Source organism: Arthrobacter sp. Z4-13, from assembly GCF_054792705.1.
Map to the genome: position 1 here is coordinate 916235 of NZ_CP096459.1, position 24711 is coordinate 940945.

22 protein-coding genes are annotated in these 24711 nt (G+C 65.4%); 11 read left to right on the forward strand and 11 right to left on the reverse strand.

Translation table 11 applies throughout. The features are described from left to right. Positions 1-54: 54 nt before the first annotated feature. The 3 genes from M1E07_RS06130 to M1E07_RS06140 all read right to left on the reverse strand — a co-directional run bounded on the left by M1E07_RS06130 (position 55) and on the right by M1E07_RS06140 (position 5119). Entirely contained in the window at positions 55-2955 is a 2901-nt protein-coding gene (locus M1E07_RS06130) for an SNF2-related protein (protein ID WP_461189370.1), read from the reverse strand. A gap of 806 nt (positions 2956-3761) precedes the next feature. Continuing rightward, positions 3762-4256 carry a GNAT family N-acetyltransferase gene (locus M1E07_RS06135; RefSeq protein WP_461189371.1) on the reverse strand — a complete coding sequence of 165 codons (495 nt, stop codon included), beginning with the start codon at positions 4254-4256 and terminating at the stop codon, positions 3762-3764. Then, positions 4253-5119, reverse strand: coding sequence for a ribokinase (locus M1E07_RS06140; RefSeq protein WP_461189372.1), 867 nt, complete (start codon positions 5117-5119; stop codon positions 4253-4255). The genes M1E07_RS06135 and M1E07_RS06140 overlap by 4 nt, the downstream gene beginning before the upstream one ends. Positions 5120-5261: 142 nt before the next feature. Here M1E07_RS06140 and M1E07_RS06145 point away from each other — a divergent pair, with 142 nt between their 5' ends. From M1E07_RS06145 to M1E07_RS06160, 4 genes are all read left to right on the forward strand, one after another. Beyond that, on the forward strand, positions 5262-6701 hold the full coding sequence (locus M1E07_RS06145) for an MFS transporter (protein ID WP_461189373.1): 1440 nt from the start codon (positions 5262-5264) through the stop codon (positions 6699-6701). Between the two features lie 26 nt (positions 6702-6727). Beyond that, positions 6728-7729: a nucleoside hydrolase gene (locus M1E07_RS06150; protein ID WP_461189374.1), complete on the forward strand. Its 1002-nt coding sequence runs from the start codon at positions 6728-6730 to the stop codon at positions 7727-7729. Between the two features lie 85 nt (positions 7730-7814). Further along, on the forward strand, positions 7815-8552 hold the full coding sequence (locus M1E07_RS06155; protein WP_461189375.1) for a mycothiol-dependent nitroreductase Rv2466c family protein: 738 nt from the start codon (positions 7815-7817) through the stop codon (positions 8550-8552). A gap of 20 nt (positions 8553-8572) precedes the next feature. Further along, positions 8573-9058 carry an SRPBCC family protein gene (locus M1E07_RS06160; protein ID WP_461189376.1) on the forward strand — a complete coding sequence of 162 codons (486 nt, stop codon included), beginning with the start codon at positions 8573-8575 and terminating at the stop codon, positions 9056-9058. 11 nt (positions 9059-9069) lie between these two features. On the opposite strand, the gene M1E07_RS06165 is transcribed toward M1E07_RS06160, so the two are convergent. Continuing rightward, complete coding sequence (locus M1E07_RS06165) at positions 9070-9852, reverse strand: GntR family transcriptional regulator (protein ID WP_461189377.1); 783 nt, start codon at positions 9850-9852, stop codon at positions 9070-9072. Between the two features lie 271 nt (positions 9853-10123). On the opposite strand from M1E07_RS06165, the gene M1E07_RS06170 reads away from it, so the two are divergent. Further along, positions 10124-10327: an antitoxin MazE-like protein gene (locus tag M1E07_RS06170; RefSeq protein WP_461189378.1), complete on the forward strand. Its 204-nt coding sequence runs from the start codon at positions 10124-10126 to the stop codon at positions 10325-10327. Beyond that, a complete protein-coding gene (locus tag M1E07_RS06175; RefSeq protein ID WP_461189379.1) occupies positions 10324-10650 on the forward strand; it encodes a type II toxin-antitoxin system PemK/MazF family toxin in 327 nt (108 codons plus the stop codon). Before M1E07_RS06170 ends, M1E07_RS06175 begins: the two co-directional genes overlap by 4 nt. 95 nt (positions 10651-10745) lie before the next feature. Here the strand turns inward: M1E07_RS06175 and M1E07_RS06180 are convergent, their stop codons facing one another. Continuing rightward, entirely contained in the window at positions 10746-11321 is a 576-nt protein-coding gene (locus tag M1E07_RS06180; RefSeq protein ID WP_461189380.1) for an HNH endonuclease, read from the reverse strand. A gap of 194 nt (positions 11322-11515) precedes the next feature. Here M1E07_RS06180 and M1E07_RS06185 point away from each other — a divergent pair, with 194 nt between their 5' ends. Beyond that, positions 11516-11995, forward strand: a complete 480-nt coding sequence (locus M1E07_RS06185) for a nucleoside deaminase (RefSeq protein WP_461190339.1) — start codon at positions 11516-11518, stop codon at positions 11993-11995. Positions 11996-12085: 90 nt separating this feature from the next. On the opposite strand, the gene M1E07_RS06190 is transcribed toward M1E07_RS06185, so the two are convergent. Then, positions 12086-14122 carry a S8 family serine peptidase gene (locus M1E07_RS06190; protein WP_461189381.1) on the reverse strand — a complete coding sequence of 679 codons (2037 nt, stop codon included), beginning with the start codon at positions 14120-14122 and terminating at the stop codon, positions 12086-12088. Between the two features lie 482 nt (positions 14123-14604). Here M1E07_RS06190 and M1E07_RS06195 point away from each other — a divergent pair, with 482 nt between their 5' ends. Then, the gene (locus tag M1E07_RS06195; protein WP_461189382.1) at positions 14605-16095 is read left to right on the forward strand and encodes an amidase; all 1491 of its coding nucleotides are present in this window, start codon (positions 14605-14607) and stop codon (positions 16093-16095) included. Here M1E07_RS06195 and M1E07_RS06200 read toward each other — a convergent pair whose 3' ends face one another. Further along, positions 16096-16821 (reverse strand): DUF4386 domain-containing protein, encoded by a 726-nt coding sequence (locus M1E07_RS06200; protein WP_461189383.1) that lies wholly within the window; start codon positions 16819-16821, stop codon positions 16096-16098. It abuts the gene before it with no gap. A gap of 392 nt (positions 16822-17213) precedes the next feature. Between M1E07_RS06200 and M1E07_RS06205 the strand changes: the two genes are divergently transcribed. Next, complete coding sequence (locus M1E07_RS06205) at positions 17214-18551, forward strand: MFS transporter (protein WP_461189384.1); 1338 nt, start codon at positions 17214-17216, stop codon at positions 18549-18551. Between the two features lie 162 nt (positions 18552-18713). Beyond that, complete coding sequence (locus M1E07_RS06210) at positions 18714-19952, forward strand: S8 family serine peptidase (protein ID WP_461189385.1); 1239 nt, start codon at positions 18714-18716, stop codon at positions 19950-19952. Positions 19953-19972: 20 nt separating this feature from the next. On the opposite strand, the gene M1E07_RS06215 is transcribed toward M1E07_RS06210, so the two are convergent. Next, complete coding sequence (locus M1E07_RS06215) at positions 19973-20776, reverse strand: alpha/beta fold hydrolase (protein WP_461189386.1); 804 nt, start codon at positions 20774-20776, stop codon at positions 19973-19975. A gap of 213 nt (positions 20777-20989) precedes the next feature. Here M1E07_RS06215 and M1E07_RS06220 point away from each other — a divergent pair, with 213 nt between their 5' ends. Beyond that, positions 20990-21730: a hypothetical protein gene (locus M1E07_RS06220; RefSeq protein WP_461189387.1), complete on the forward strand. Its 741-nt coding sequence runs from the start codon at positions 20990-20992 to the stop codon at positions 21728-21730. 27 nt (positions 21731-21757) lie between these two features. On the opposite strand, the gene M1E07_RS06225 is transcribed toward M1E07_RS06220, so the two are convergent. From M1E07_RS06225 to M1E07_RS06235, 3 genes are read right to left on the reverse strand one after another with little or no spacing between them, the layout of a single operon-like run. Then, entirely contained in the window at positions 21758-22792 is a 1035-nt protein-coding gene (locus M1E07_RS06225) for an NAD(P)-dependent alcohol dehydrogenase (RefSeq protein WP_461189388.1), read from the reverse strand. Next, complete coding sequence (locus tag M1E07_RS06230; RefSeq protein WP_461189389.1) at positions 22789-23613, reverse strand: iron-sulfur cluster assembly protein; 825 nt, start codon at positions 23611-23613, stop codon at positions 22789-22791. The genes M1E07_RS06225 and M1E07_RS06230 overlap by 4 nt, the downstream gene beginning before the upstream one ends. Next, a complete protein-coding gene (locus M1E07_RS06235) occupies positions 23610-24656 on the reverse strand; it encodes an amidohydrolase family protein (RefSeq protein WP_461189390.1) in 1047 nt (348 codons plus the stop codon). The genes M1E07_RS06230 and M1E07_RS06235 overlap by 4 nt, the downstream gene beginning before the upstream one ends. Positions 24657-24711: the final 55 nt, after the last annotated feature.

Consider the following 24711-nt stretch of genomic DNA (forward strand, 5'->3'; position numbering starts at 1 on the left):
TGAATCTCTTTCATGTGCTCAATAGTTTTCGACGGGTTGTCAATGCCCCGTGGTCTATGTGGTTATCCGCCAGCGAATCGTGAACAGGTGCTCCGTGTCCTGAGTTCCCTGTAGTGACTGCTCGATGAGTTCGAGATACTTGTCCGCCTCAGCGCGTAGTTTCTTGCGCGCCTCGCGGAAGTCCTCGTCGGCTTCTTCGGCGCGCTGTTCCCACTTGCGGGCTTCCTTCTTGAGCCGCAGCTGTTCCATCGGATCATCGGCCTGACGTGCCAGCTTGCGGGCTTCCTTTTCCTTGGCGCGGTAGTCACGAATCGCGCCTTCGTGCTCGGCCTTCCGATCCTGCTGGTTGCGGTAGAGCAGCTCCTCCTGCTGGTCGTAGTAGCGGGAGTTCCGGCCCTGAACTTCCTTCTCCAGCTCGGCCCGGCGAGCGTCCAGGTGAGAAGCGAAGCGGCTCTCGTCGATCGCCACCGGCTGTCCACCGACCTCAGTGCAGGCCAGGTCGAGGATGTCCGCGACGTACTCCTCGTCGAGCCACCTTCCGCCATCGGTCAACGCGCCGGCGAGCATGTAGGACTCCGAGACCTCTTCGTCGCGTGCCTTCATCCGAAAGGTCGCGAGGCTGACTGTCAGCTCGCCGCTAGCGCCTTCCAAGGCTCGGATCGCGCTGCTGACACGCTCCGACTGGTTGAGCGAAAACGTCAGCTCACTTGCCGGGGTGTCGTGGGTCTTCGCCGCATGGACGACGTGCTGTGCGAGCGGGCTCGCGTAGCGGTACTGGTGGGCGTTGTCGAGCGGCTGCGACTTGAAGAAGTAACGCCCAGTCGGCGCATCACCCACAGGGGACTCATTCAGCACGAAGGCGCGTCCGTCGCCCTCGAAGGTGGCGAAAAGATCCAGCTCGTATCGGGTCACCGCGAGCAGCAGACGTTCAAATTTGTTCAGCACCTCGCCGGACTGCGTGTCATACGCCATGAGGCGATCCTGCACGTGCGGGTCGAGGTTGTCGAAGACCTTGGCCTTGGCACTGGCCATCTCACGCGAGATCTCGGTCGCGTACTGGCCCTCAAGTCTTCTGAACGCTGTGTCCAGCTCGTCGGCAGTTTTGCAGCGGGTGAGGATGTCACTGATCGTCTTCTCGAAGTCCAGGCCGTCCTCGATTGCGCCGAGCACCTCGTCACTCGCGCCGAAGACACTGGAGAACAACTTGAATTTGTTCGTCAGCAGCTCCAGGATGCGCTGCTCGGCGATGTTGCCCTTGTTAGAGAAGTTCACGACGACAACGTTGTGCTTCTGCCCGAAGCGGTGCACGCGGCCGATTCGCTGCTCGACGCGCTGCGGGTTCCAAGGCAGGTCGTAGTTGACGAGCATCGAGCAGAACTGCAGATTGATGCCCTCGGCGGCCGCCTCGGTTGCGATCATGATCGTGCCCTCGTTGCGGAAATAGTCCACAAGCGCCTTGCGCCGATCCACGGCGGCGATGCCGGTGATCAGGTCGCCGCCCTGGTTGTCCTTTAGCCACTCCTGGTAGATCGCCGTTTGCTCCGGCAAGTTGTTCGAGCCGTTGAAAAGGACGAGCCCGTCACCACGACCGGCCTCTCGGAGGGAGCGCGCAATGTACTCCTGAGTCTTGGTCGAGTCGGTGAAGATGATGGCTTTCTCCGGAGCGCTCAGCTCGTGAAGGCGCTCGAAACCGAGGTCGAGCGCCTCGCTGAGCTTGACGGCCTTCTGGTTCTCCGTGATTGAACGAGCGAGCGTCGCATACTCCCGCAACTCAGTAACTTCGGCCATCATTGCCTCCAGGAGCGACTCATCCAACGGCATCATCGATGCGCCGGAGCCAGGCTTGGCTGCCTCGATCTCCTCGGACTCCTCCAACTCCTCGCTGGTGATCTCGTCGTCGACAGCGAAGTCCGCCATCACCAGAGCGCCACGGCCGTCGCGGCGCTGCCCGGCAGCAACCTCATCCGCCAGACGATTGGCGATGTTCTCCAGCGTGCTGGCGACGGCGTAAGTGGATGACCCGAGGCGCTTACGGATGATTAGGGCGGAGAGGTGGCGCTGGCTGCCTGCAAAGGCAAACAGCTCATGGCGCTGCAGATAGTCATTCACTAGGTCGTAGAGACGCGCCTCGTCGGCGGACGGTGTGAACTCGACCGTCAGCGGCATACGCTTGGTGAAGTGTATGTACTTATCGGCGTCTCGCCGAAGCGTGCGCTTCGAGACCGTTGCAACACGCTCGACCAGGTCGTCACCGCCACCTAGGTCCCGGTTCTTGACGTACCGTTCCCGGAACGCATCAAGCGAGTAGAAGTAGCTCGGGTCAAAGATCGACACGAGGCCGTACAGCTCCTCGAGCTTGTTTTGAAGCGGCGTCGCCGTCAGCAGCACCGACTTACGAGCACCCTGCACGATATGCGCGACCGCCTCAGCGGCCTTGGTCTTCCCTGTCCAGTAGTTGCGCAGCCGGTGCGCCTCGTCAGCTACCAAGAGATCCCACGCCGCGAGCAGCGAGGTCTCGTGGCGTAGCGCGAACTCGTACGAGCAGATGAGCACCTGCGCTGAGCGCCCACCCGTACGACCGAGCAGGGCGTCCTTCGACTTCGGATCCAGGATCGCGGACGGGATCAGGAACTTCTCGTGCAGCTCCTGCTGCCACTGCTGCCGCAGGCTCGACGGGGCAATTATTAGGATGCTGCGGCGCCGCTCCGCCCAGTACTGCGAGATGACAATGCCCGCCTCGATCGTCTTCCCGAGGCCCACCTCATCAGCGAGGATCACCCCCGGTAGAAATGGCGTCTGCAGCGCGAACAAGGCAGCATCAATCTGGTGTGGCTTCGGCTCCACCTGCGCGTCAAACAGCAGGCCGGCGAGCTTACCGACGTGATCGTTCGCGTAGCTGCGCTGCAACTCGTGAGCGTAATACTTCGCTTGGTGCCGCGTTAGCGTGCGGCTCATCTGAGAGTCCTCGATGGGGAAGTAACAAGACCCATCGAGGCCGCGGCGATCATTCGGACGTCGTGTTGGGGTAGTGGTACCTCTCTGCGCCTCATCCGGTGTTTCTGCTCCTCCGCGCCGAGGGCGCGATTCAATTATTTTCGTTTCCAAGTCCTACGTTACCGGTACCGTTCGACACTCATTCCATGCCACGCCGAGTGGAGAGGCCGATGGCTCCGGGCCGGGCGCGCTCACCGCTGGATCGAAGCCGAACTCGCGCCGGAATGCGCGGGAATGAATGCCGTGCAAAGACACCGGAGCCAGGGTTGGTGCATCCGAGGGCCGGAGATTGCCCGGCCTTCACGTTCAGCTCGGGGGCTTACGTGACTGCCGCGACCTCGACGCCAACCTAGAACTTTTGGATCTGCCCGGGGTCAGCGCGGTCACAAGGCTCCAGGATTTCGCCAGGCGCGACCAGGCATGAAAGGGTCGGAGGCTGATTCGGAGGAGACCGCCGGGACATAGACCTCTGGGGCCGCACTCACGTCATGAGTTCCAGGAGGCGTGTCTGAATTTGGACTGTCTCGCAGATGGTGGTCCTCGCGGTGACGGTGCCGGCGCACAAGAAGACGCGGTCGAGGCTTTTCCGCTCCAGCTCCGCTTCGTCCAGCAGGCCTACAAAGTTATGCCAAACGCCCCTGAGCCGCCGTCGAGGCAGTCCTCCTCGAAGTCCTCGGAATCGGATGAAGCTCACGTCGAGCAGGATGTTGGCCCCGAGCTGCACGATTGACTCCGCCAGCCGAGGCCTCGCCATGCTCAACCACGCGTCAGAGGCCCAACCGGAACACCCACAGCAGCACGTCCGCGCCCGGAACGTACCAGTCCCGCTCGGGCGCGCGGCGGAAGCCCAGTGACTCATACAAGGTGTGGGCGCGCTCCATAAAAGCAGCGCTGGTGATGCAGATTGCCTCAATATCAAGCAGCTGCCGGGCGTGCTCCACGATCTCGCGGACCACGGCACGGCCCACGCCGCTGCCCTGGAACCACGGGTCAACGGCCAGCATCCGGAACTCCAGCTCCCCATCCTGGGCGATCTCGCTGTACGGCTGGCCCGCGAACGTCAGCGTCACCGCCGCCGCCACCCGCCCGTCCAACTCCGCCACCCACACCTGCGCGTGTTCCGCGCGGTGCTCCACGTCCTCCAGCACGCTCATGTACGGGTGGTCGGCGGCGAAGTGCCCGGCCCGCAGGTACGCCTCGCGGGTGATCCGCAGGACCTCCGGAAAATCCGCTGGCACCGCCGGCCGGAACGCGGCGCTCACCGGGTCCCAGCAGTCGCAGCGGTCCGCTCGACGTAATAGCCCAGCTGTGCCAAATCCGGCTGGGAAGACGGATCCGCCACGGCGTCCCCACCCACCGCGTTCGCCACCGCCAGCGCACGCGTGTAATCCAGCCCCTGCCGCACGGCCAGGACCAGGGCGGCGCAGAACGCGTCCCCGGCACCGACGGTGTTCGCAACCGACACCGCGGCCGACGGCGCCTCAGCTACCTTCCGGCCGTATTCGAACATCGCCGAGCCGTCCCCGCCGTACGTCACCGACACCAACTTCGCCGAGCCGAGGGCCGGGATCAGGGCGTACTCGCTCTCGTTCACGATCACCAGGTCGCACCGCTCCAGCAGCTCCGCCGGCAGGTCCATGGCCGGCGCTGCGTTCAGCACAAAGTACCCCTTATGCCGCCGGGCGGCCTCGAGCACGACGGGCAGCCCGACCTCCAGTTGGCACAGCACCGTCTCCTCGGAGCCGAACTCCACCCCGTCCAGCGACAGATGCGAGTTGGCGCCCGGGCACACCACGATCTGGTTCTCGCCGTCGCGGTCCACCACAATCAGTGCGGTCCCGGTCGGCTCCGGAAGCACGGCCACATCAGCGGTGTCCACGCCGGCACCAGCCAAAGCGTCCAGCATCCGCTGTCCCTGCGCGTCGCTGCCCACGGCCCCGACCATCCGGGCACTGCCGCCCAAGCGTGCGGCTGCCGCGGCCTGGTTGGCGCCCTTGCCGCCGGGCTGCTCGGACAGCACCGCGCCGCCGATGGTTTCGCCCGCGGTGGGCAGGCGTTCAGCGGTGGCGATCAGGTCCAGGTTGATGCTGCCGACAACGGTGACGGCAGGAGGTCGTTTGCTCATGGGAAGTCCTAACGGGGGAGGGGCCGGAAGCGGCCGGATTGAGAAATAGTGTAGACCATGGTTGTACTTGTGCGTCATACATGGTTGTATAACAACTCACATCCCAAGCGCAGGACCCGCCTGCAGAACAAAGGAGTTTGATGTGAACACCCCAACCCCGGCGGCCGCCGCACCTTCCACGGAAGCCGCCTCCGCCGTCGTACTTCCCGACGAAACCAAATTCGCCGGCCGCAGCGCCGCCCTGCTGATCTCCACCCTGCTGCTCGGCGTGCTGTCCTTCCAGCTCAACGCCAGCATGGTCACCCCTGCCCTGCCGCAGATCGCCGCCGAGTTCGGCCAGGGTGCCGACAGTGCCGCCCCCGTCCAGTCCATGTTCTTCCTGGCCGGCGCCATCGCCGGGCCCGTGATCGGCCGGTGGAGCGACTACATCGGCCGCCGCGCCGCCCTGCTCCTGGTCCTCGGCATCATGGGCGCCGGCACCGTCCTCTGCATCACCGCCCCCACCCTGCCGCTGCTGGTCGCCGGCCGCTTCCTGCAGGGCGTCTCCAGCGCCGTCTTCGCCCTCGCCTACATCGTGCTCAGCGAAAACCTGCACACCAAAGTCTTCGGCACCTCCGTGGGCATCATCGCCGCCATCAACGGGGGAGTGGGCGGCGTGGACGGCTACGTGGGCGGACTCATGGCCGAGACCCTCGGCTTCCGGTCCATCTTCGTGGTGGTCCTGGTCCTCACCGCCATCGCCGCCGCCTGCATCATCAAAATCGTCCCGGCCGGACGGCCGCAGGGCGTGCGCGGCGCCATGGACTGGTGGGGCGCCGGGTCCCTCTCGCTGTTCCTGGTGTTCACCACCTACTTCGTGTCCGGCGGCTCGGCCGCCGGCTGGACCGCACCCGGCACCCTGGCGCTGCTGGCCGGCACCATCGCGTCCTTCGCCGCGTTCTGGATGATCGAGAAACGCCGCAGCCACCCGCTGATCGCCGTCCACCACCTGCGCTCCCGCCAGGTCTGGCCGGTCATCGCCACCACCGTCCTCACCCTGGCCGGCATCTTCGCCATCATCAACTTCACCGTGGTGCTGCTCAGCCAGGATCCCGACGGCGGCTTCGGGCTTACCGCGTCCATCTCGGCGCTGCTGTTCCTCGCCCCCGCCGCACTGATTGGGGTGTTTGCCGCACCGCTGGCCGGGTGGCTGGCCGACCGCCGCGGCTGGATCAAGACCCTCCGGTTCGGCACTGGACTGAGCCTGGCCTGCGCCATCGCCGCCGCCACCTTCTCGGACAACCAGATCGCGGTGCTGATCGCCGTCGCGGCCCTGGGCATCTTCTACAACGGCTTCTTCCTCACCGCCATCAACGGGCTCTCGGTGCTCCTCTCACCCAAGGAAGCCCCGGCTGCCCTGCCCGGCATCAACGGTGCCTCCTTCGGCATCGGGGCGAGCCTCGGCGTCGTCCTCGTGGCGCCCTTCGCTGCCCAGGCCACCGCCGCCGGGTACGCCACCGCCCTCTGGATCTCGGTGGCCATCACCGCCGCCGCGTTCATTGTCAGCCTCTTCGTCGCCGCCCCCAAGGGCGAGACCGTCTAACCCCCTTTTACTGTAGGAGAACCACCATGACCACGCCCTCCCCGTTCTACCTGGACTGCGACACCGGCATCGACGACGCCCTCGCCCTGGCCTACCTGCTGGCCTCGCCTCTTGCTTCCGTGAAGGGGATCGGGACCGTCAGCGGCAACGTCAGCGCCGCCGCCGGTGCCCGCAACACCCTGGACCTGCTGGCGCTTGCCGGATCCGGTGATGTGCCGGTTGCCCTTGGTGCGCACCACCCCCTTGCCGGTTCGTTTGGGGGCGGGGCGCCTTGGGTGCACGGCGAGAACGGGATTGGCGGTGTTTCGCTTCCGACGGCGGCTGCTTCCGTTGCGTCCGAGAGCGCGGCTGAGATGCTGGTGCGGTTGGCCCGTTTGTACCCTGGGACTTTGAAGGTGCTGGCCATCGGTCCGCTGACCAACGTCGCCGACGCCCTCCGGCTGGAACCTTCCCTGCCGTCTTTGGTGGAGTCGGTCACGGTGATGGGCGGGGCCGCCCTGGCTCCGGGGAACATCACCCCGGTGGCGGAGGCCAACATCTTCAACGACCCCGAAGCCGCCGCCCTGGTGCTGGCCGCGGACTGGGACGTGACCCTGGTGCCGCTGGACGTGACCATGGCATCTGTCCTGGAGGAGACCCACCGGCAGGCGCTGCTGGCGTCTTCCTCACCCGTGCCGCAGGCGCTGGGGGAGATGCTGGGCTACTACTTCCGGTTCTACGAGGACATTTACGGCCGGCCCTGCTCGGCGATGCACGACCCGCTGGCGGCGGCGCTCGCTGTCGGTGTTGTGAAGGCTGCTGTTGCGCCTGTGGTGCGGGCCGACGTCGACACCTCTGACGGGCCAGGCCGCGGGCAGACCATCTGCGACCTCCGGGGGCTGTATGCGGGCTACCCTCCGGTTGCGGGAGCGCGGTGCCGCGTGGTGCTGTCGCTCGAGGAGGACTTCGTTCCGCACCTGGTGGAGACGCTGCTTTCCTCTGGGGGAAGTACGACGGCGATGCTCGCCTCAGCAGGTTCCAGCGCCTGAACTGGCGCGGCGGGGACGGCTGCTGATTGGGCCAGGTCTCGGAATTGATTAGGCGTGCACCAGCAACCGGTGCAAAGGTGGACGGGTGAATGCCGACATCAACTTCTATTTCGGCCCGGTCTGCCCTTTTGCCTGGATGACCAGCAAGTGGGTGCGCATGGTGCAGACGCAGCGCGGATACACCGTGGAGTGGCGGTTCATCTCGTTGCGGCTGATCAACGCCAGCGTTGACTATGACGCCCATTTCCCGCCTGAGTACGAGGCCGGACACACGGCCGGCCTCCGGCTTCTGCGCGTGGCGGCCAGGGCCCGTGCAGAGCATGGCCGCGAGTCGGTCGCGAAGCTGTACGAGGCATTCGGAACACACATCTTTGAAGCCGCCCCGGACGCGGACAACCTGCCCATCGAACGCGCGGTGCCTGAGAGGCGCGGGACGCGCGGATTTGTGGAGCCGATCCTCGGCGAGGCCGGCTTGCCCCTGTCGCTGGCGGAAGCCCTGGATGACGAGTCCTGGGACCGCGAGATCCGGCAGGAGACGGATGAGGCGCTGGGGCTGACGGGCAAGGATGTGGGCACGCCCATCATCCATTTTGAGCCGCCCGCCGGGGTAGCCTTCTTCGGGCCGGTAATCAGCCGGCTTCCGGGCGAAGAGTCGGCCGCCGAGTTGTGGGACCACGTGGTGGGGCTGGCACGCTTCCCGGGTTTCGCCGAGCTCAAGCGAAGCCTGCGGGAGCAGCCGCAGCTGCCCGCCTTCGGAGTCACCGCCGGTGCGGTCGGCCGGCAGGAGGACTGGCACGGCGGCAGCCGGCGGCAGAAGAAGTGACTGTCAGTAAGGATGGACCCATGAACCAGAGCAGCACCCGCCAGTACCAGGAGGCCGTTACGGTCCAGGCCTCGGCCGAGACGGTTTACGACTTGGTCTCGGACATCACCCGAACGGGGGAGTGGAGCCCGATCTGTAAAGCATGCTGGTGGGACGTCGAGGACAGCGCCGGCCAAGTCGGCGCCTGGTTTACGGGGCGTAATGAACTGCCCCACCGGACCTGGGAGACGCGGTCGCAGGTGGTAGCCGCCGAGCGCGGCCACGAGTTCGCTTGGGTGGTAGGCGGCAAGTTCGTCCGCTGGGGCTTCACCATGGCTCCGGCGGATGCCGGGACCACCCTGACCGAGTCGTGGGAATTCCTCCCGGACGGGCTAGCCATGTTTGAGGAGAAGTTCGGTGACGACGCCTCGCAGCAAATCGCTGACCGCACCCAGCAGGCACTCCATGGCATCCCGGTAACGCTGGCCGCGATCAAGCAGATCGCCGAGTCCAGCGCTGCAGGTTAAGAAGTCCGGTCCTAGGACTGGAACTGCTGCATCACCGAGAGGTGCCCGGCTCTGGCGGCAATCAGGCACTTGGCCAGGTAGAAGGGCTGGTTGCCGTATCGAACGTACTGGGTGAGGACCAGCACGGGATCGGACGGGCGCAGGTCCAGCAGCTTCGCACGGCTGGGCCCCACCTGGCTGAGGCTGATCTGGCACTCGCCCGGCCCGGGCAGCCGGCCCACCTGGTTGTTGAGCGCGGCAAGCAAGGTGGCGCCGCCGTCGTCCTTAATATCCAGGGGCACGGCGGCCCTTTTGCCGAGGCTGACGGGCTGGGCCGAGATGTTTTCCTGCAGGTGGGCGATGGCCTCGCCGTCGCGGATCAGGACCGATTCCCAGAGCCAGCAGTCGGTGCCCGGTTCGACGCCAACGCCGGGGGCGGCGAACTCGGACGCGGGCTGGCGCACCACCTGGATGCGCTTGACCTCGAGCTGCTGGCCTGGGCTGCCGAGGACTTCCTCGAAGGGGCGGATGCGTTCGATGCCGATGCGGGGGAGTGTGTCCGAGACGAAGCGTCCGACGCCGCGCCGCGCCCTGATCAGGCCGTCCTCCTCGAGCAGCATGAGGGCTTCGCGGACCACTGTGCGGCTGACTTTCATGTCGGCGCCGAGTTCGGTTTCGGTGGGGATCATGGAGCCGGGCGTGAGGAGGCCGTTGCGGATGGCCTCGGCGATCCGGGAGTACACCGCGACGCGGAGGGGTGAGCCGGGCTGGGCGGCCACCGGCTGGGACAGGAACCGCGCGGCGTCCTGGTACACGTTATGCCTCGCTTTGTGGGTCTTGGGAGTTCCAGCCTACCGGTGTGACGGGTTTGTTGGACAAGCCTCCGTCGGAACCCGACGGACTCAACCGCCGGCAGGCCGCTGTCATCCCCGCCAACGCTCTCGCACTTTTGGGGCCCCACAGGTGTGGGGTGCCCTTCACCGTCCTTACTCGTGCCACAAAGCGTCACGGACCTTCTGATTGAGGCAACCGCTGCCCGGCAACCCCATGCGTGACAGGTCAAAGCGTTACATGTAACGTTGAGCTATGAGCGTCAGGGATCGAGTTGCCAGGCACCGCCTTGCCATGCGCGAGCGGGGCTTCCGGCAGATTCAGATGTGGGTTCCGGACGCGCGCACGGACGAGTTCAGGCGCGAGGCCGAACGTCAGGCGCTGGCGATTGCCTCTGCCGACCGTGTCGGTGACGACCAGGACTTCGTCGAACAGATTTCGGAAGACTGGCCGGAGTGAATCGCGGTGAGCTGTGGACGGTATCGGGCGGAACGTATGCGCAGAAACCGCGGCCAGCGCTCATCATCCAGGATGACTTGTTCGCGGCATCAGAATCGGTGACCCTGCTCCCGCTGACCTCGCACCTCACGGACGCTCCGTTGCTTCGGCTGATGGTGAAGCCAAGCCCCTTGACAGGGTTGGCACAGGACAGCCAGATCATGGTGGACAAGCTGACAACGGTACGACGCGCTAACCTAGGCCAGCGAATAGGCAGAATCGATTCCGCAACCATGGTTGCTGTGGAGCAATCACTTGCCGTCTTTCTCGGCCTGGCACGATGATGGAGGTACTGAGCCCGCAGCGCCCGCCGTCGTGACGGGCGCGGTACTACTGCACGCCTCGACAGCACTCATCCCGTGCGATCGTGCCCTTCCTGTCAGGGGAGTGGCTGCCGTTCACCGACGCTGACGGAGGACGACGGCGGAAGGTAGTCCCGCCGTCGTCGTTCCATCCGTTGCTGCTGGCCAGGAGACGGAACCCTGGCGCGCTTGGCGCGGTTGCACCTGGCACATGCGGCCACGAAATTCTGCAGGCTGGTGGACCCGCCCTTTGACCACGGATAGAAGTGGTCGCCGTGCTCGGCCGGGCGGCCGCAGCGGCGACCAAATTCGCTTTCCAGCTCACACTGGTTACCGGCCCGGGCCATCCCTTCACCGCGCTGCTGGCGCGTGAAACGGCGCACCGGATCCCGGCGCCGGACGTCCTGCGCATTGATGACGGCCACGACGACGCCCAGCACGACGACGGCCAGGCCGGGGAGCGTGACCGCGGCGATGACGCCGTCGACCATGCCGCGCAGGACCTCCGCGGCGGAGGACGGTGCTGTTCCGCCGGCAGGTGTTCCCTTCGGCATGAGCGCCATCATCACGGAGACGGCGAGCCACACCATCACCGCCGTGTACCCCAGGCGAAGGCCGTGCCGTGTCCAATAGATCCGGCCCAGTTCCTGCATCGATTCCCCCATCGTCAGGTCGCCGGAGGCCCATAACCCCGGATATCTAGGGGAAGTGTATAGGCCGGACGTAGGGTGCTGTCCCAGCGTTAGCTCAGTTTTTGCTGAGGTTTCCCGCCGGGTGGACTGCCCGGCGGAGGTCCGGTGCGGCGGGGGAGGGAGGTATCAGAATGAGCACATGCGACAATAACGCGATGACCTACGAGCAGCCCCAATCGACCGCGCCGGAACTGGACTTCACCGCCCACCCGGCATTTGAAGCCGCCCATCAGGCCGCCCGAAAGAGCCTGGCTGAAGGCGGCATCCCCATCGGAGCAGCCCTCGCGCGCGACGGGATGGTCATTGCCAGCGGGCACAACGAACGGGTCCAAAACGCCGACCCGATCGCGCACGGGGAAATGTCCGCGCTCCGCGCAGCCGGCCGCCAGAAGAGCTACCGGGGCACCACGCTCTACACCACCCTCGCCCCGTGTGCCATGTGCGCCGGAACCATCATCCAGTTCAAAATCCCCCGGGTGGTGGTGGGGGAAGCACGCACGTTCGACGGCGAAGTGGAGCTCCTGCGGTCGCGTGGGGTTGAGGTGGTGGTCCTGGATGATCTGCGCTGCGTGGACATGATGCGCTCCTTCCAGGCTGAGAACCCGGAACTGTGGGCAGAGGACATCGCCGAGTAGGCCCCCGGATGTTTCCCGGGCCTGCATGCTCAGAAGCTACGGCTTCACTCCATCACGATCGGTGGGGGAGACCGTTCGTGATCATCCGAGTCAGCTGATGGCGGTCATGACGTTCCAGGCGTCGCCGACTTTGATGCGCGAGCCGAAGCGGCCGGTGCCGGTGCCGGGGTAGGTCCAGAGGGTTCCGTTGCTGTCGCGGGCTGTGAGGTCGGGTTTGCCGTCGCTGGTGAGGTCTCCGGCGGCGCTGATGGCGGTCATGACGTTCCAGGCGTCGCCGACTTTGATGCGCCAGCCGAAGCGGCCGGTGCCGGTGCCGGGGTAGGTCCAGAGGGTTCCGTTGATGTCGCGGGCTGTGAGGTCGGGTTTGCCGTCGCTGGTGAGGTCTCCGGCGGCGCTGATGGCGGTCATGACGTTCCAGGCGTCGCCGACTTTGATGCGCGAGCCGAAGCGGCCGGTGCCGGTGCCGGGGTAGGTCCAGAGGGTTCCGTTGCTGTCGCGGGCTGTGAGGTCGGGTCTGCCGTCGCTTGTGAGGTCTCCGGCGGCGCTGATGGCGGTCATGACGTTCCAGGCGTCGCCGACTTTGATGCGCAAGCCGAAGCGGCCGGTGCCGGTGCCGGGGTAGGTCCAGAGGGTTCCGTTGCTGTCGCGGGCTGTGAGGTCGGGTCTGCCGTCGCTTGTGAGGTCTCCGGCGGCGCTGATGGCGGTCATGACGTTCCAGCCGTCGCCGACTTTGATGCGCAAGCCGAAGCGGCCGGTGCCGGTGCCGGGGTAGGTCCAGAGGGTTCCGTTGCTGTCGCGGGCTATGAGGTCGGCCTTGCCGTCGCTGGTGAAGTCCCGTGCTCCTGTTGCCGGAGTGAACATTTGAGGGACCTGCCCTGTGTTGAGCAGGCGATTCGGGGTGTTGGCTGATGGGTTTGTAATAACGCCGGGGACGGCCGAAGATGTCAATTCTGCGGCTACACCAGCCTGCGTCAGCCCAGGATTCCGGGACAGGGCCAGTACCGCGGCGCCCGCAGCGTGCGGGGTTGCCATGGACGTCCCGTCCAAAGTGGCTACCGCCGTCGTCGAGGTGTGCCCGGCGGACTGGATGCGGACACCAGGCGCATACAGGTCCACGCAGCTTCCGTGGTTAGAGAACGATGCCTGCCGATCCGAGGAATCGCTCGCTGCGACAGTCAGCGCCTCCCGAACCCGCGCCGGGGAAGCGTTGCAGGCGTCCACCGCGGAGTTGCCCGCAGCCACGATAGCTGTAAGACCGTCGCTGATAACTCCCCGCACAGCATCGTCCAACACAGTGCTGACGGGACCGCCGACGCTCAGGTTGACGACGGCGGGTGTTCCTTGGGCGTGGTGGGTCGCTACCCAGTCGAGGCCAGCGATGATGTTGGAGTACAAACCGGAGCCATCGCAGGCGAGGGTACGGACGGGAATGATGGTCGCGGCTTTGGCCACGCCATAGGTTTTGCCGGCGATCGTTCCGGCGACGTGCGTGCCGTGGCCGTTGCAGTCGCTGCTGCCCCGGCCGTCGGCAATTGCAGTCCAGCCTGCAGCTACCCGGCCGCCGAAATCGTTGTGTGCGGCGAAGACGCCAGAATCGATAACGTACGCGCTGATGCCGGCCCCGGAGGACGGGGGCGCAAAGGTGCCCGAGAACGGAAGGGTGCCCTGGTCGATTCTGTCCAAACCCCACGGTGGCGACTGCTGGGTCTCAGCCACCGACACGGGCGCGTCCGGTTCGATAGCGGAAACACGTTGGGAACGCGCCAGGGAAGCTGCCTGCCCTCGGGTGGCTGTAATAACCGCGCCCTTCAATGCTGCTGAAAAGGTTCTTCTGACGCCCACCCCCTGGGACCGAAGCGACCTGGCCTCCTCAGCTACGTTGGCGCCCTTGTGAAAACTGACGAGATACCTGTCGTTGTCACCCGCCAACGGGACATCAGGTAGCAGCCGTTCGAGAGGCCCGGACGGTGTCTGTACCAAGGCCTCGCCGCTTCCTCCCGCCACGGGCGGCGGATCAACCGGCACGGTGGAAGTGCCCGCCACGGCCGGTGGTGCGGCCAGCATGACGGCGGCGGTGACAACCAGCACGGCACCAAGAGAGCCCTGAAAGTGTTTCGGGAATGACATGGTGTCCTTCTATCGATCGATGCGGGAGAGGTGTCCGGCTCTGGGAGTGTGTACCGGCGGGCAGCACTGAGCGCCTCGGCCAGCCAGCACCTCGGTGGCCCCCCAGCCGCCCCTTGCGCCTCCGCCATTGAACGGCGGAAAAGAAAACTCGTCCGTTGTCACGCGATCTTGGTCTTTCCCCCAGGCGACTCCGGCTGAGCCCGGAGCCTGTACCCCAACGCGCGGCTCCGAATCAGGAACCGGGCGTTGAGGGTGTGATGAGTTTACAAGAAGGACCGGCAGAACAAACAGACAAAAGAAGATAGGTACGAGAGTATGACCGCGCAGGCGCGGCCTTAGAATTCCTCACACCGCCTGGACGAGTTTGCCGTTCTTGTCTTCCGGCCGGACGTCGTCCTGATACATTCGGTTCAACTACCCGTGCGGCACCTGTAAGGGCTATGAAGTGCGGGACCAGGAATACTCAAAGGGAAGTTCTGCACGTGACAAGGCACCGGGGCAGCCAAGCCAGAAACGAGCCCGGGGCAGGCGTGCAGGACGATAACCTGCAGGCCGCCGGTTTCGTGAAGACGAGTCTTCCGGACGCCACAGCGCTTACTGCCATGGTGCGCGCCGGTGAGGCTTCCGCGCAGGACGTCCTGGCGGAGGCGCGGTCACGGGCCGCTTCAGCCCCCGCTCTTGGTGCCTTTATCCAGGAGGACTGGGACGGCGCAGCCGTTGCCGCCAGAGAGGTGGACCGCCGTCGGACCCGCGGGGAGGATCCCGGGCCGCTGGCCGGTGTTCCACTCAGCGTCAAAGATGTCATCGCTGTGGCAGGCTTGCAGCTGACCGGCGGCAGTGCCGCATACGCCGGAAACATCGCCTCATTCACTGCCACTGCTGTGCGGCGCCTGCGGGAGGCGGGCGCCGTGGTGATCGGTAAAACCAATTGCCCCGAGTTTGCGTTTGGTGCTGTGACTGAGAGCGCCGTCGGAGGCCGGACGCTCAACCCCCGCTTTCCCGGTGCGACGGCGGGAGGCTCGAGCGGGGGAGAGGCTGCCGCCGTCGCTGCCGGCATTTCGGCACTCGGCCTGGGCACCGACTACGGCGGATCCCTGCGGTGGCCGGCGCAATGCGTGGGGATCACCGCCCTGCGGCCCACCCCTCATACAGTTCCCGATCTGGGAATCGTTCCGGGAGCGGGCGGCTGGTACGGGGCCGGCAACCCGTCCCCGCCCGGTGCCCGCCTTCAAGCCGCCACCCAAGTCATTGGGCCGCTCGCGCGATCAGTGCGGGACCTGCGGACGGCGCTCGCAGTGCTTTCGGAGATACGACCCGGCGTTCGGACTTCACTCGCCGGGGCCGTCCCCGGCAACGTTGCGGTTGCATGGAGTGATGGTTCCGCCCTGGGGCCGGTACGGCGTGAAGTGTCAGAGATGATCGCGTCATTGGCGGTGCACATCGCGCCAGAGGTCCGGACGTTGACGCATGTTCCGGATTTATTTGCGGGATCACTGGCCGCCTATAACCGACTGCGCCCTATTGATCCGATGATTGATCATGCCGCGGCCGTCGCCGGCCACGAGCACCTGATTCTCCCTGCGAACCTCGACGTCATCCAGCGCTCCCTGCAAACCGACGCCTCGGAAGTCGAAGCAGCTGTTGCGGAATCCGAACAGGCAAGGAGACGGGATCTGGCGGTCTTCGACACCGCTGACATCGTCCTCCTGCCGGTGGCCGGCGGTCCTGCTTGTGATCCGTCCGGGAGGCTCGACATTGACGGGCAGTCCATTTTCGGCTGGGACATCATGGGTCAGTGCAGGGCTGTGACCATGGTTGGCGCACCTGTCGTTTCGCTGCCCCTCGCGTTCTCGTCCGAGGGCCTGCCCCTGTCGGTCCAGGTTGCCGCACGGCCGGGTGCGGATGCGCTGGCGCTGGACTTTGCCGAATGGCTCGAGGGCTTGACTGCAGTAAGCCACGTGGGCCTCGCGTAACTAGGAAGGTGTAAGACTCGTGCGGCCAAGGATGCAGACGCCCAGCGCGGCAACCCATAGTCCCCATCCCGTGCTGCCGAGGAGACCTGCGAGGTCCCACACCGGGAAGCCGGGAACGGCGGTGGCAAGGATGTCGCCCTGGTTGAGCAGGTAAAGGATGCTGACCAGAAGTCCTGCGGCACCGAGCCAGCGCGGGAGGACCCTGGCGCGCAGAATGATCATGCTGAGGGTGGCCGACCAGGCGATGACGAGCAGCTGGCCAAGGTGTTCGCCCAGCAGCGCTCCGCCGAACTGGTGCTGGGCAGTCCAGGCCGCATCCACGGCAGCGCGCACGCTGGAATCGCCTGTCACATATGAGGCTGCAAGGGGCGGGACGACGAACACCCAGCGGAGGAACCCGATCAGCGACAGGAGAACCGAGGCGGCGCCAACGTAGGTGGCCACCCGCATGGCCGGATGATCGCGGAGGCCCAGCGCTGAGGGCAGCAGCAGCACCGGTATGGCCAGGAGTCCATAGGTCCAGGCGGTGGCAAACCAGGTCCACACCAGTCCCGTTCCGCCGGCTTCGAAGGCGGGCAGCACAACGCTGGCCGGTTCCCGCAGGATGTCCGGCCAGTCGAACGTCACCGACAGGATGGTGGCGGCCGCGGCGAACGACAGCGCGCTCACCACGAACAGCACGCCGGTCACTCTCGCAGTGTTCTTGTCCGTAGAAATGCTTGCCATGGTGTCCACCTTCCGGAGTAGCTGAGGAGCCTAACCGGCCGGCAGGCTAGAGCGTCTCGGAAGTGGCGCGCCCAGGAAAGAGCGTGAGGACAGCCGACAGGTCAGGAGCCGTGGTTCCGCCGGGCTGCATGGTGAAGAAGTCGGTCATCGGTAGGGCCCCTAACGCTCGTCATGCCAGACCGGGCCCTCTCCCCGGCAGCATCGTATCGTTCGCCCTCAAGCCGCACAACGGCACCGGCCAACAGGCGCCGCGCCTATGGGGACTACTGCCGGACCACTAGTAAGTATGTCAGGACAATTTGACAAAGCTGTGCCGCGTCGCGAAATATGTCTGTGGGCCAGAACACAGCCCCTGGAATCACCAGCAGAAGCAGCTACAAGACAAGGACGTCATGACCGTTCACATCTCCGCGGAAGGGCAGCTGAAACCTGCAAGCCTCTCCCGCCGGGCCAGGTTCAAGACCGCTTTCTCCGGCACTCTTGGCACCGCCCTGGAGTTCTACGACTTCGCCATCTACGGACTGGCCGCCGCCACCGTCTTCAAACAGGTGTTCTTCGCCGAGGCGACCCCCGCCGTCGGCCTGATCGCGAGCCTGGCGACCTTCGCCGTCGGCTACGTGGCACGGCCCGTCGGCGGCATCATCTTGGGCGCAGTGGGGGACCGGATTGGACGTAAAGCCATCCTGGTCTGGACCGTGGTGCTGATGGGCGTCGCGTCCACGCTCATTGGCGCCCTGCCCACATACGACCAGATCGGCATCTGGGCCCCGGCGCTCCTGGTGCTGCTGCGCATCCTCCAAGGCCTCGGTGCCGGGGCCGAGCTGGCATCCAGCTCCACCCTGCTGGTTGAATCCGCTGAACCTGCCCGCCGCGGCTTTGTCGGCTCGCTGGTAGGCATCGGCACGAACGGCGGAACGCTCCTGGCCTCCGCAGTGTGGCTGGCAGTCTCCGCATTGCCGAAGGACCAATTGCTCTCCTGGGGCTGGCGCGTCCCGTTCCTGCTGAGCGTCATCATTGCCCTCGTCGGGCTATGGATGCGCCGGACCGTCGCCGAAAGCCCCACGTTCGACGCCCACAAGGAAAGTGCTGCCGAGCAGGGCATCATCGACATCTACCGCCAGCTGCTGAAAACCAGCCGGGCCAAGATGCTCGCGTGCCTTGGCCTCCGCTGGGGCGAAAACGGCGTCTCCACGATCTTCCTGGCCTTCTTTGTGGGCCAGCTGGTCACGATTGCGAAGGACAATCCCGGCCTGGGTTCGCTGGCCATCGTGGTCTCCGCCGCCGTCGGCTTCGTGACCGTTCCCCTGGGCGGGCTGCTGTCCGACCGCTTTGGACGCCGGCCCATGTATATCGCCCTGAGCGTCTTCCAACTCGTCGTCGCGTTCCCGGCCGTTTGGATGATCCAGACCGGTGAAACCGCCTGGGTGCTGCTGGCCTTCGTCCTGGCCTACAGCGTTGGCGTCATGGGAATGTATGCTGTCCAGTCCGCCTACATGGCGGAACTGTTCGGTTCAAGGGCCCGCCTCGCCGCGGTCACATCGTCAAAGGAACTGGGAGCGTTGTCCGCCGGCGGCGTGGCACCCCTGATCTGCGCAGCCCTGGTGGGAGCTTTCGGCAATCTCTGGGCTGTGGGAGCGTACATGGCACTGCTGGCCCTCGTGTCCGTTGTTTCAGCGCTGGTCCTGCCGGAGACGAAGGGCCGGGACCTCTTGGTTGCGGCAGACGCTTAAAACGTACTTCCATTGGGAACGCCCGGCAGGATATTCCCGCCGGGCGTTGTCGTTGGGTGGGTTTTCGAGTACGACGGCGGCGTTTCCGTCGGTGGGGCGGTCACCAGGACGTTGGGGCTTTTACCCCTAGCCAGCCGGTGCAGGCAGGGGCAATATAACCCTATGAAAAAACTCCTCCTTGCCGGCTTCGCGGCTCTAGTGGTGGTGCTGGGCGCAATCACCGGCGCGGTCCCGGGCACGGCAGCACCCTTGCCGTCCCAGCCCGGCCAGATCATCGTCAAGTTCCGCGACAACGCCGCGGCGGCGGGCGTGCTGCGCCAGCACGGCCTCGGCGAGGGCGCCGATATCGGCGGCACGGGCGCACGCTCCATTACAGTGCCGGCCGGCAAGGAAGCGCAGCTCATTCAAGCCCTGGGCCGGAACCCGGCAGTGGAGTATGCAGAACCGGACGGGCTGGTCACCGCCTCCACAGCCGACGAGTATTTTCCCCGCCAGTACGCACTGCAGAACACTGGCCAGGCGTTCACCAACACCCGTGGCGACATAAAGATAGCAGCGGGCACAGCCGACGCCGACGTCGACGCCGTCGAGGCATGGACCGTCACCAAGGGAAACGGCATCAGGGTTGCCGTTCTTGATTCCGGCGTGGACAACGACCACCCGGACATCTCGCCGAAGGTTGTTGCACGCAAGAACTTCAGCAATGCCAGGACCGGTGCGGACATCTACGGCCACGGCACCCACGTGGCCGGGACTGTAGCCGCCATCGGCAACAACTCGATGGGTGTGGCCGGCGTGTGCCCGGGCTGCACCATACTGGACGGCAAGGTCCTCAACGACAGCGGCGTTGGTTCCAGCTCAGGCCTGGCGAACGCCATTAGCTGGTCGGTCAGCAACGGCGCGAAGGTCATCAACATGAGCATCGCAGTGCCGGCGTCACGTACTCTTGAAACTGCGGTCCAAAGCGCCTGGAACAAGGGTGTGGTGCTGGTTGCCGCAGCAGGCAACAGCGGGAACCAGAACAAGATTTACCCTGCCGGGTATCCCAACGTCATGGCGGTCGCAGCCACCGACAATAATGACGCCAAAGCAGCCTTCTCAACCTACGGTGCCAGCTGGGTGGACATCGCAGCGCCGGGTGTCAACATCTACTCAACCTTTCCCAACCACGCGTTCGCACTGGAGGCGCCGAATAACCGCTCGCGGAATTACGACGTCGGCAATGGAACCTCCATGTCCGCACCGATAGTCGCTGCGACGGCCGCGCTCGCCTGGAGCACCAATCCTGATACAACGGCCGCTACCATCCGCTACAAGGTGGAATCATCCGCCGACAAGATCGCTGGCACGGGCACCTTCTGGGCCAATGGACGGGTGAACGCCAATAACGCCGTCCGGTAGTCCAGCGCGGTTTGCCGAATTCAGCGGGCCCGGGATTCTTTGGCCAAGGGCAGCGGTTCGGGCGGCCCTTCGGCTGCTGCCCAGTGGCGCCGAAGACCCTCGGCTAGCCGCTCAGGCTCCCTCCGGTGCGGCGGGTCGAAGTGATGGCGCCGGGGGAAGACCTCCAGATGGAAGTCGGGGAAGAAGACCCTTGCCAGCCGGGTTGCCATCTCGCCGTAGTCATCTGGATGGCTCAGGCCGCCGAGGGCAAAGAACACCGGCTTGCTGAAGGCGGCCAGCCGTGACCTGTCCAGGTCGTAGTCCCTGAAGGTCTGCAGGAACGCCCTGACTCCGCCGGGGCGCCGTGCCATCCACGTCGGCGGGGGAGTTTGCTCCTGCGGCGGAAGGACGACGTCGGGCCGCACTTGCAGCCTCATGAAGGCAGGCATGAACTGCTCCGGAGGGAGCGCATTCAGCTCCTCGTACTTTTGCCGGTGTTCGCTGTAGGCGGGGCTCCAGTCCCAGTTACCTGCCCAGGCCGGTTCCAGTAGGGCCAGGCTCTGCAGGCGCTCGGGGTGTTTGGCAGCGAACGCCAGCGCCGCCGCGCCACCACCGGAATAACCCACGAGGTGGAACGTCTGCCAGCCCCGTGCGTCGGCTTCCCGCAGGACGCCCTCGACCTCCGTATCCAGGCTCCAACCGGCCGGCTGTTCATGGCCCTTGTACAGCTCGAGTTCCTTGGGAACGGCCTGCACATTTTGCCCGAGGGCTTCAACCAGGGGCTTGTAGGCCAGGTCTGCGGGGAGCACTGCGCCGGGCAGCAGGATGGCCCGAATCGGTTCCATGCTGAAACCATACGCCCGAACCGGACGTACGCAACGGGAGCAAACGACTAACCGCGGTCCACAGCAAAGGTATCGTTGGGGGAGGGGAGGGCCGTACCGGTCAAGTCCTACACCGGTGTCCAGGTTGACCGCGGCCATGCCAAGCAGCAGCACGTCTGGCGGTGTCCGCGTTGGCGGCGGTGTCGTCGTCACCATGACCGAGGAGCATGACTGTTGAGCAACGCCGGCGAATGGGCTGCCAGACTCAAGGCATTCCATGAAAAACAGCTGGACCGTCCCCGCAAGGTGTACCGGATCGGCCGCACCAAAATGGTGGTCACCGGCGGCCAGGCCGCCTCGACGGTGGGCGCAGCCGTCGCCACGGCTTCAGTTGATTCTCCTGGCTGGCTGTTCCTGGCTGCAGTGGCTGGCGGGTTTTTCGGTGGAAAGTACCTGTACCCGATCCCGCGGAGCAGCGTCGCTGCCCGACGCGGCTCCAGCGCTGTGGCGGCCAGGAAATATCCTCACGAGCTGGACTCCATGACGCCGGCTGACATCCGGGCCTACCAGTTCAACATCGAGTTCACCCACAAGGAAGTTTCCCCCTCGGCGTTGGGCACCGAAGAAGCTCTTGGCCGCCACGCTGAGGCCGTCAGGACAGTGTCCCCGGTTGTTGGCGGGAACGCCGAATTGTTAGCCCACCTTTCCCTGACGGACGTGCAGGAATACGGGAGAACCGCTGCCCGGCACGACCTGCTGAAACGGCGCTGGCTCAGCTACGAGGTGGACCCGCAGAAACAGTTCGATTACCCCGCGATGTCCGATACAGCATTCCCCACGACAGCGGCAATGATCAGGGCTATGCGCGCCGCCGACCAGGCGAGAACCGCGGGCAGCCCGGCTGCCTACAGGGCCGCTGTTGACAGCTTTTCCCAGGCCTTGCAGGCAGCGGAGCGGGCAGCCGGCGTTCCCTAACACAGGTGGTAGGTCCGGATCAGCCCCTCAGGGCACCAGGATGGCGCGTCCACGGACCTTGCCCGCATCAAGGTCGCTGATGGCTTGCTGGAAATCATCCAGTTTGTACTTCTGCGTGTGCAGCGTGACCGCTCCCCGCGCGGCCAGCGCCATGAGGTCCTGCAGGTCGTTGTAGGACCCCACCAGATTGCCGATGATGTTGATCTCCGACGAGACGATGTCGATGGTGGGCACGGTGATGTTTTCGCCGTAGCCCACCACAAAGTAGTCGCCGGCCTCCCGCAGCATCGCAATGCCCTCGGACGTCGCCCCGCCTTCGCCCACGAAGTCGATCAGCACCTCCGCACCCAGGCCGCCCGTGAGGGCCCTCACCTGGTCCACCTGGGTGCCGTCCGCGAGAACCCCTTCGTCAGCCCCGATCGATTTTGCCAGTTCAAGCGCCGCAGGGTTGCGGTCCACCACGATCATGCGACTCGGGGTGAGGGCCTTCAGCACCTGGATCCCGATATGGCCCAGGCCCCCTGCTCCGATGACTACGCACGTGTCCCGCGGTGTCAGCCTCTTCGCCGCCTTGGCTGCGGCGTGGTACGCCGTCAGGCCCGCGTCCGCAAGGGCCGCAACGTCGGCGGGTTCCAGCGCGTCATCGATCTTCACTACGGAACGGGCCGCGGTGAGCAGGTACTCCGCGTACCCGCCGTGCGTGTCAATTCCGGGGAATTTGCTGCTCTCGCAATGCACGTCATCGCCGGACCGGCACGCCCGGCAAAGGCCGCAGGTGATCAGCGGGTGCAGGATGACCTTGTCTCCCTCCTTGACGTTGGTGACGGCGCTTCCGACGGCGTGCACCCACCCGGCGTTCTCGTGGCCGATCGTGTAGGGCAGCTGGACCTGAGACTTTTCAGCCCACTGGCCCTCGAGGATATGCAGGTCTGTCCGGCACACGCCGGCACCTCCAATCCTGACCACCACATCCAGCGGCCCGGACACTTCCGGGATTGGTGCCTCGGTCATCTTCAGGCCTTCGTGGTAGCCGACAACCTGAACGGCTCGCATGGTGTTCATGAATGGGTCTCCTTGATTGAAAGTGAAAGCAGCTGGTGGTGGTCGGCCGGTTCGGCCCCGTCCGGCCGGATCGTCTGGTCCGCGCCGGAACCGGCATAGCGTGTGCGCAGCAGGCCCCGGCAGAAGTGGGCGTTGCCGTCGATGGAAATGCGTGTGGACCGTGCCCGCCGCAGGGCCATTGGCACGCTCTCGGGCGGGTATGGATTGCCGTTGTGGTCAACAAGTACGACGGCGTCGGGAAGCGTTGGCAGGCCGGCGGCCACCCGCCGTCGTACTAAAGCGTCCTTGTTCCGCCCCGGCGGCAGATCCGCCAGCCGCACCGTCCCCACGCTTGCCTCGGCCAGGGTGGGATCCGCCCGCAGCAGGTCGGTGAGGCAACGTTCCATGGCGGCGGTATGCGCTTTGCGGCGGAATGTCCACCGCAACTCCTCCAAGCTGTCCTCCGCCTCATGCCGGAACGTGCCCCGGTACCCGGCGTCCGCGGCAAGGCCAGCGTTGATGAGTTCGGAATCATGGTGGTCGTCGAGCTCCACCACAACCCGCGCCACCCCCGGCAGTGCCGAGATGACGTCCTTGCTGTCGGACGCCATCAGGTAGGCGAAGTTGGGCGAACAGAAGGAGGTGGGCAGGCGCAGGTGAACTGTCACCTCCGCACCGTCCACGGCTGCACCAACCACGAGGGTACGGACGAAGCCCAGGTCCGTGATGGGCTCATCGAGCTCGGGATCAAGCACGGCGCCCAGGGCCAGGCGGACTTCGTCTTCGGTGACCGCCGGGGCAAAGAGCGGCTGAACTGTGGGATCAGGGTGCGTCAGTGTCATGAGATGCCTGCAAGGTCTGCCCGTTCCGGCTGGCGGGGACCGGTGGCCGTTTCGCCCGCGTCCGGCAGCTGAAGCTCGGCCGGCACCGGGATGTCGTACATCTTCGCGGCGTTCAGGCCCAGGATCTTCTTCTTCTGGTCGGTGGTCAGCGGGGCGTACTCGGTCATGTCCGCCGGAATCTGGAAGTCCACAAACCGCTCGATCAGCCAACGCGGCGTCCAGAGGGCGTAGTCGCTGGAGAACTGGATCCGGTCCTCGCCGATCCAGTAGATGAGCTCGCCGATGATTTGGGCGAAGTACCGCGGCCGGGTGTGCATAAAGGGCATGGCGACGGCCAGGCCTCCATGGACGTTCGGTTCCTGGGTGGCGATCCAGCAGAAATCCTCAAGCCTGGGCAGGCCTACGTGCTCCACCACGAAGTTCAGGTCAGTGAAATCCGAGGCGGCGTGGTCCACGTCGGAAACGTCGAACGCGTCCCGGTCGAGGGGACGGATGGTGGGGCCCTTATGGACGTGGATGTTCTTGATGCCCAGCGTGCGGCACTCTTCGAAGTAGCGGTAGGTCCAGGCGTCGGACAGTTTGTAGCCGCGTGATTGGCCGTGCCATTCGGCGGTATAAAGCTTGACTCCCTTGAAACCCATCTTCGCGTGGTCGGCGCGCAGCCGGTCGAGCCCGGCCTCGCCCTGGCGCGGATCGAAGCAGTGGTTGTAGGTCAGGAGCTTGGGATGGGCTGCGGCCAGGCTGTAGGCCTCCTCCGTCTGTCCGAAGCCCCGCTTATAGAACTCACCGAGGTAGGCCGGCTGGAAGATCGCGTGGTCAACGTAGCCGTCGTCGAAGAGATCCTTCATCAGGCGCTCGCCGCCCTGGTACAGGTATTCCTCGTAGGTCCACAACTCCTCCTCGGGCGAGAGGTTGCGGTGGTAGTCGTAGAAGCAATCGATGAACTGCTTGCCGTGAACGTTGCGCTGGTTCTCGGGCCGGGCGTCCCACAAAGCGACATGTGCGTCGACGATGAAGTAGTTCTCGCCATCTTTCGTGTACATAGTTCCCTCCTCTTCGCGACTGCCGTAGTCGCGACACAGACGACGTTAGGACGAT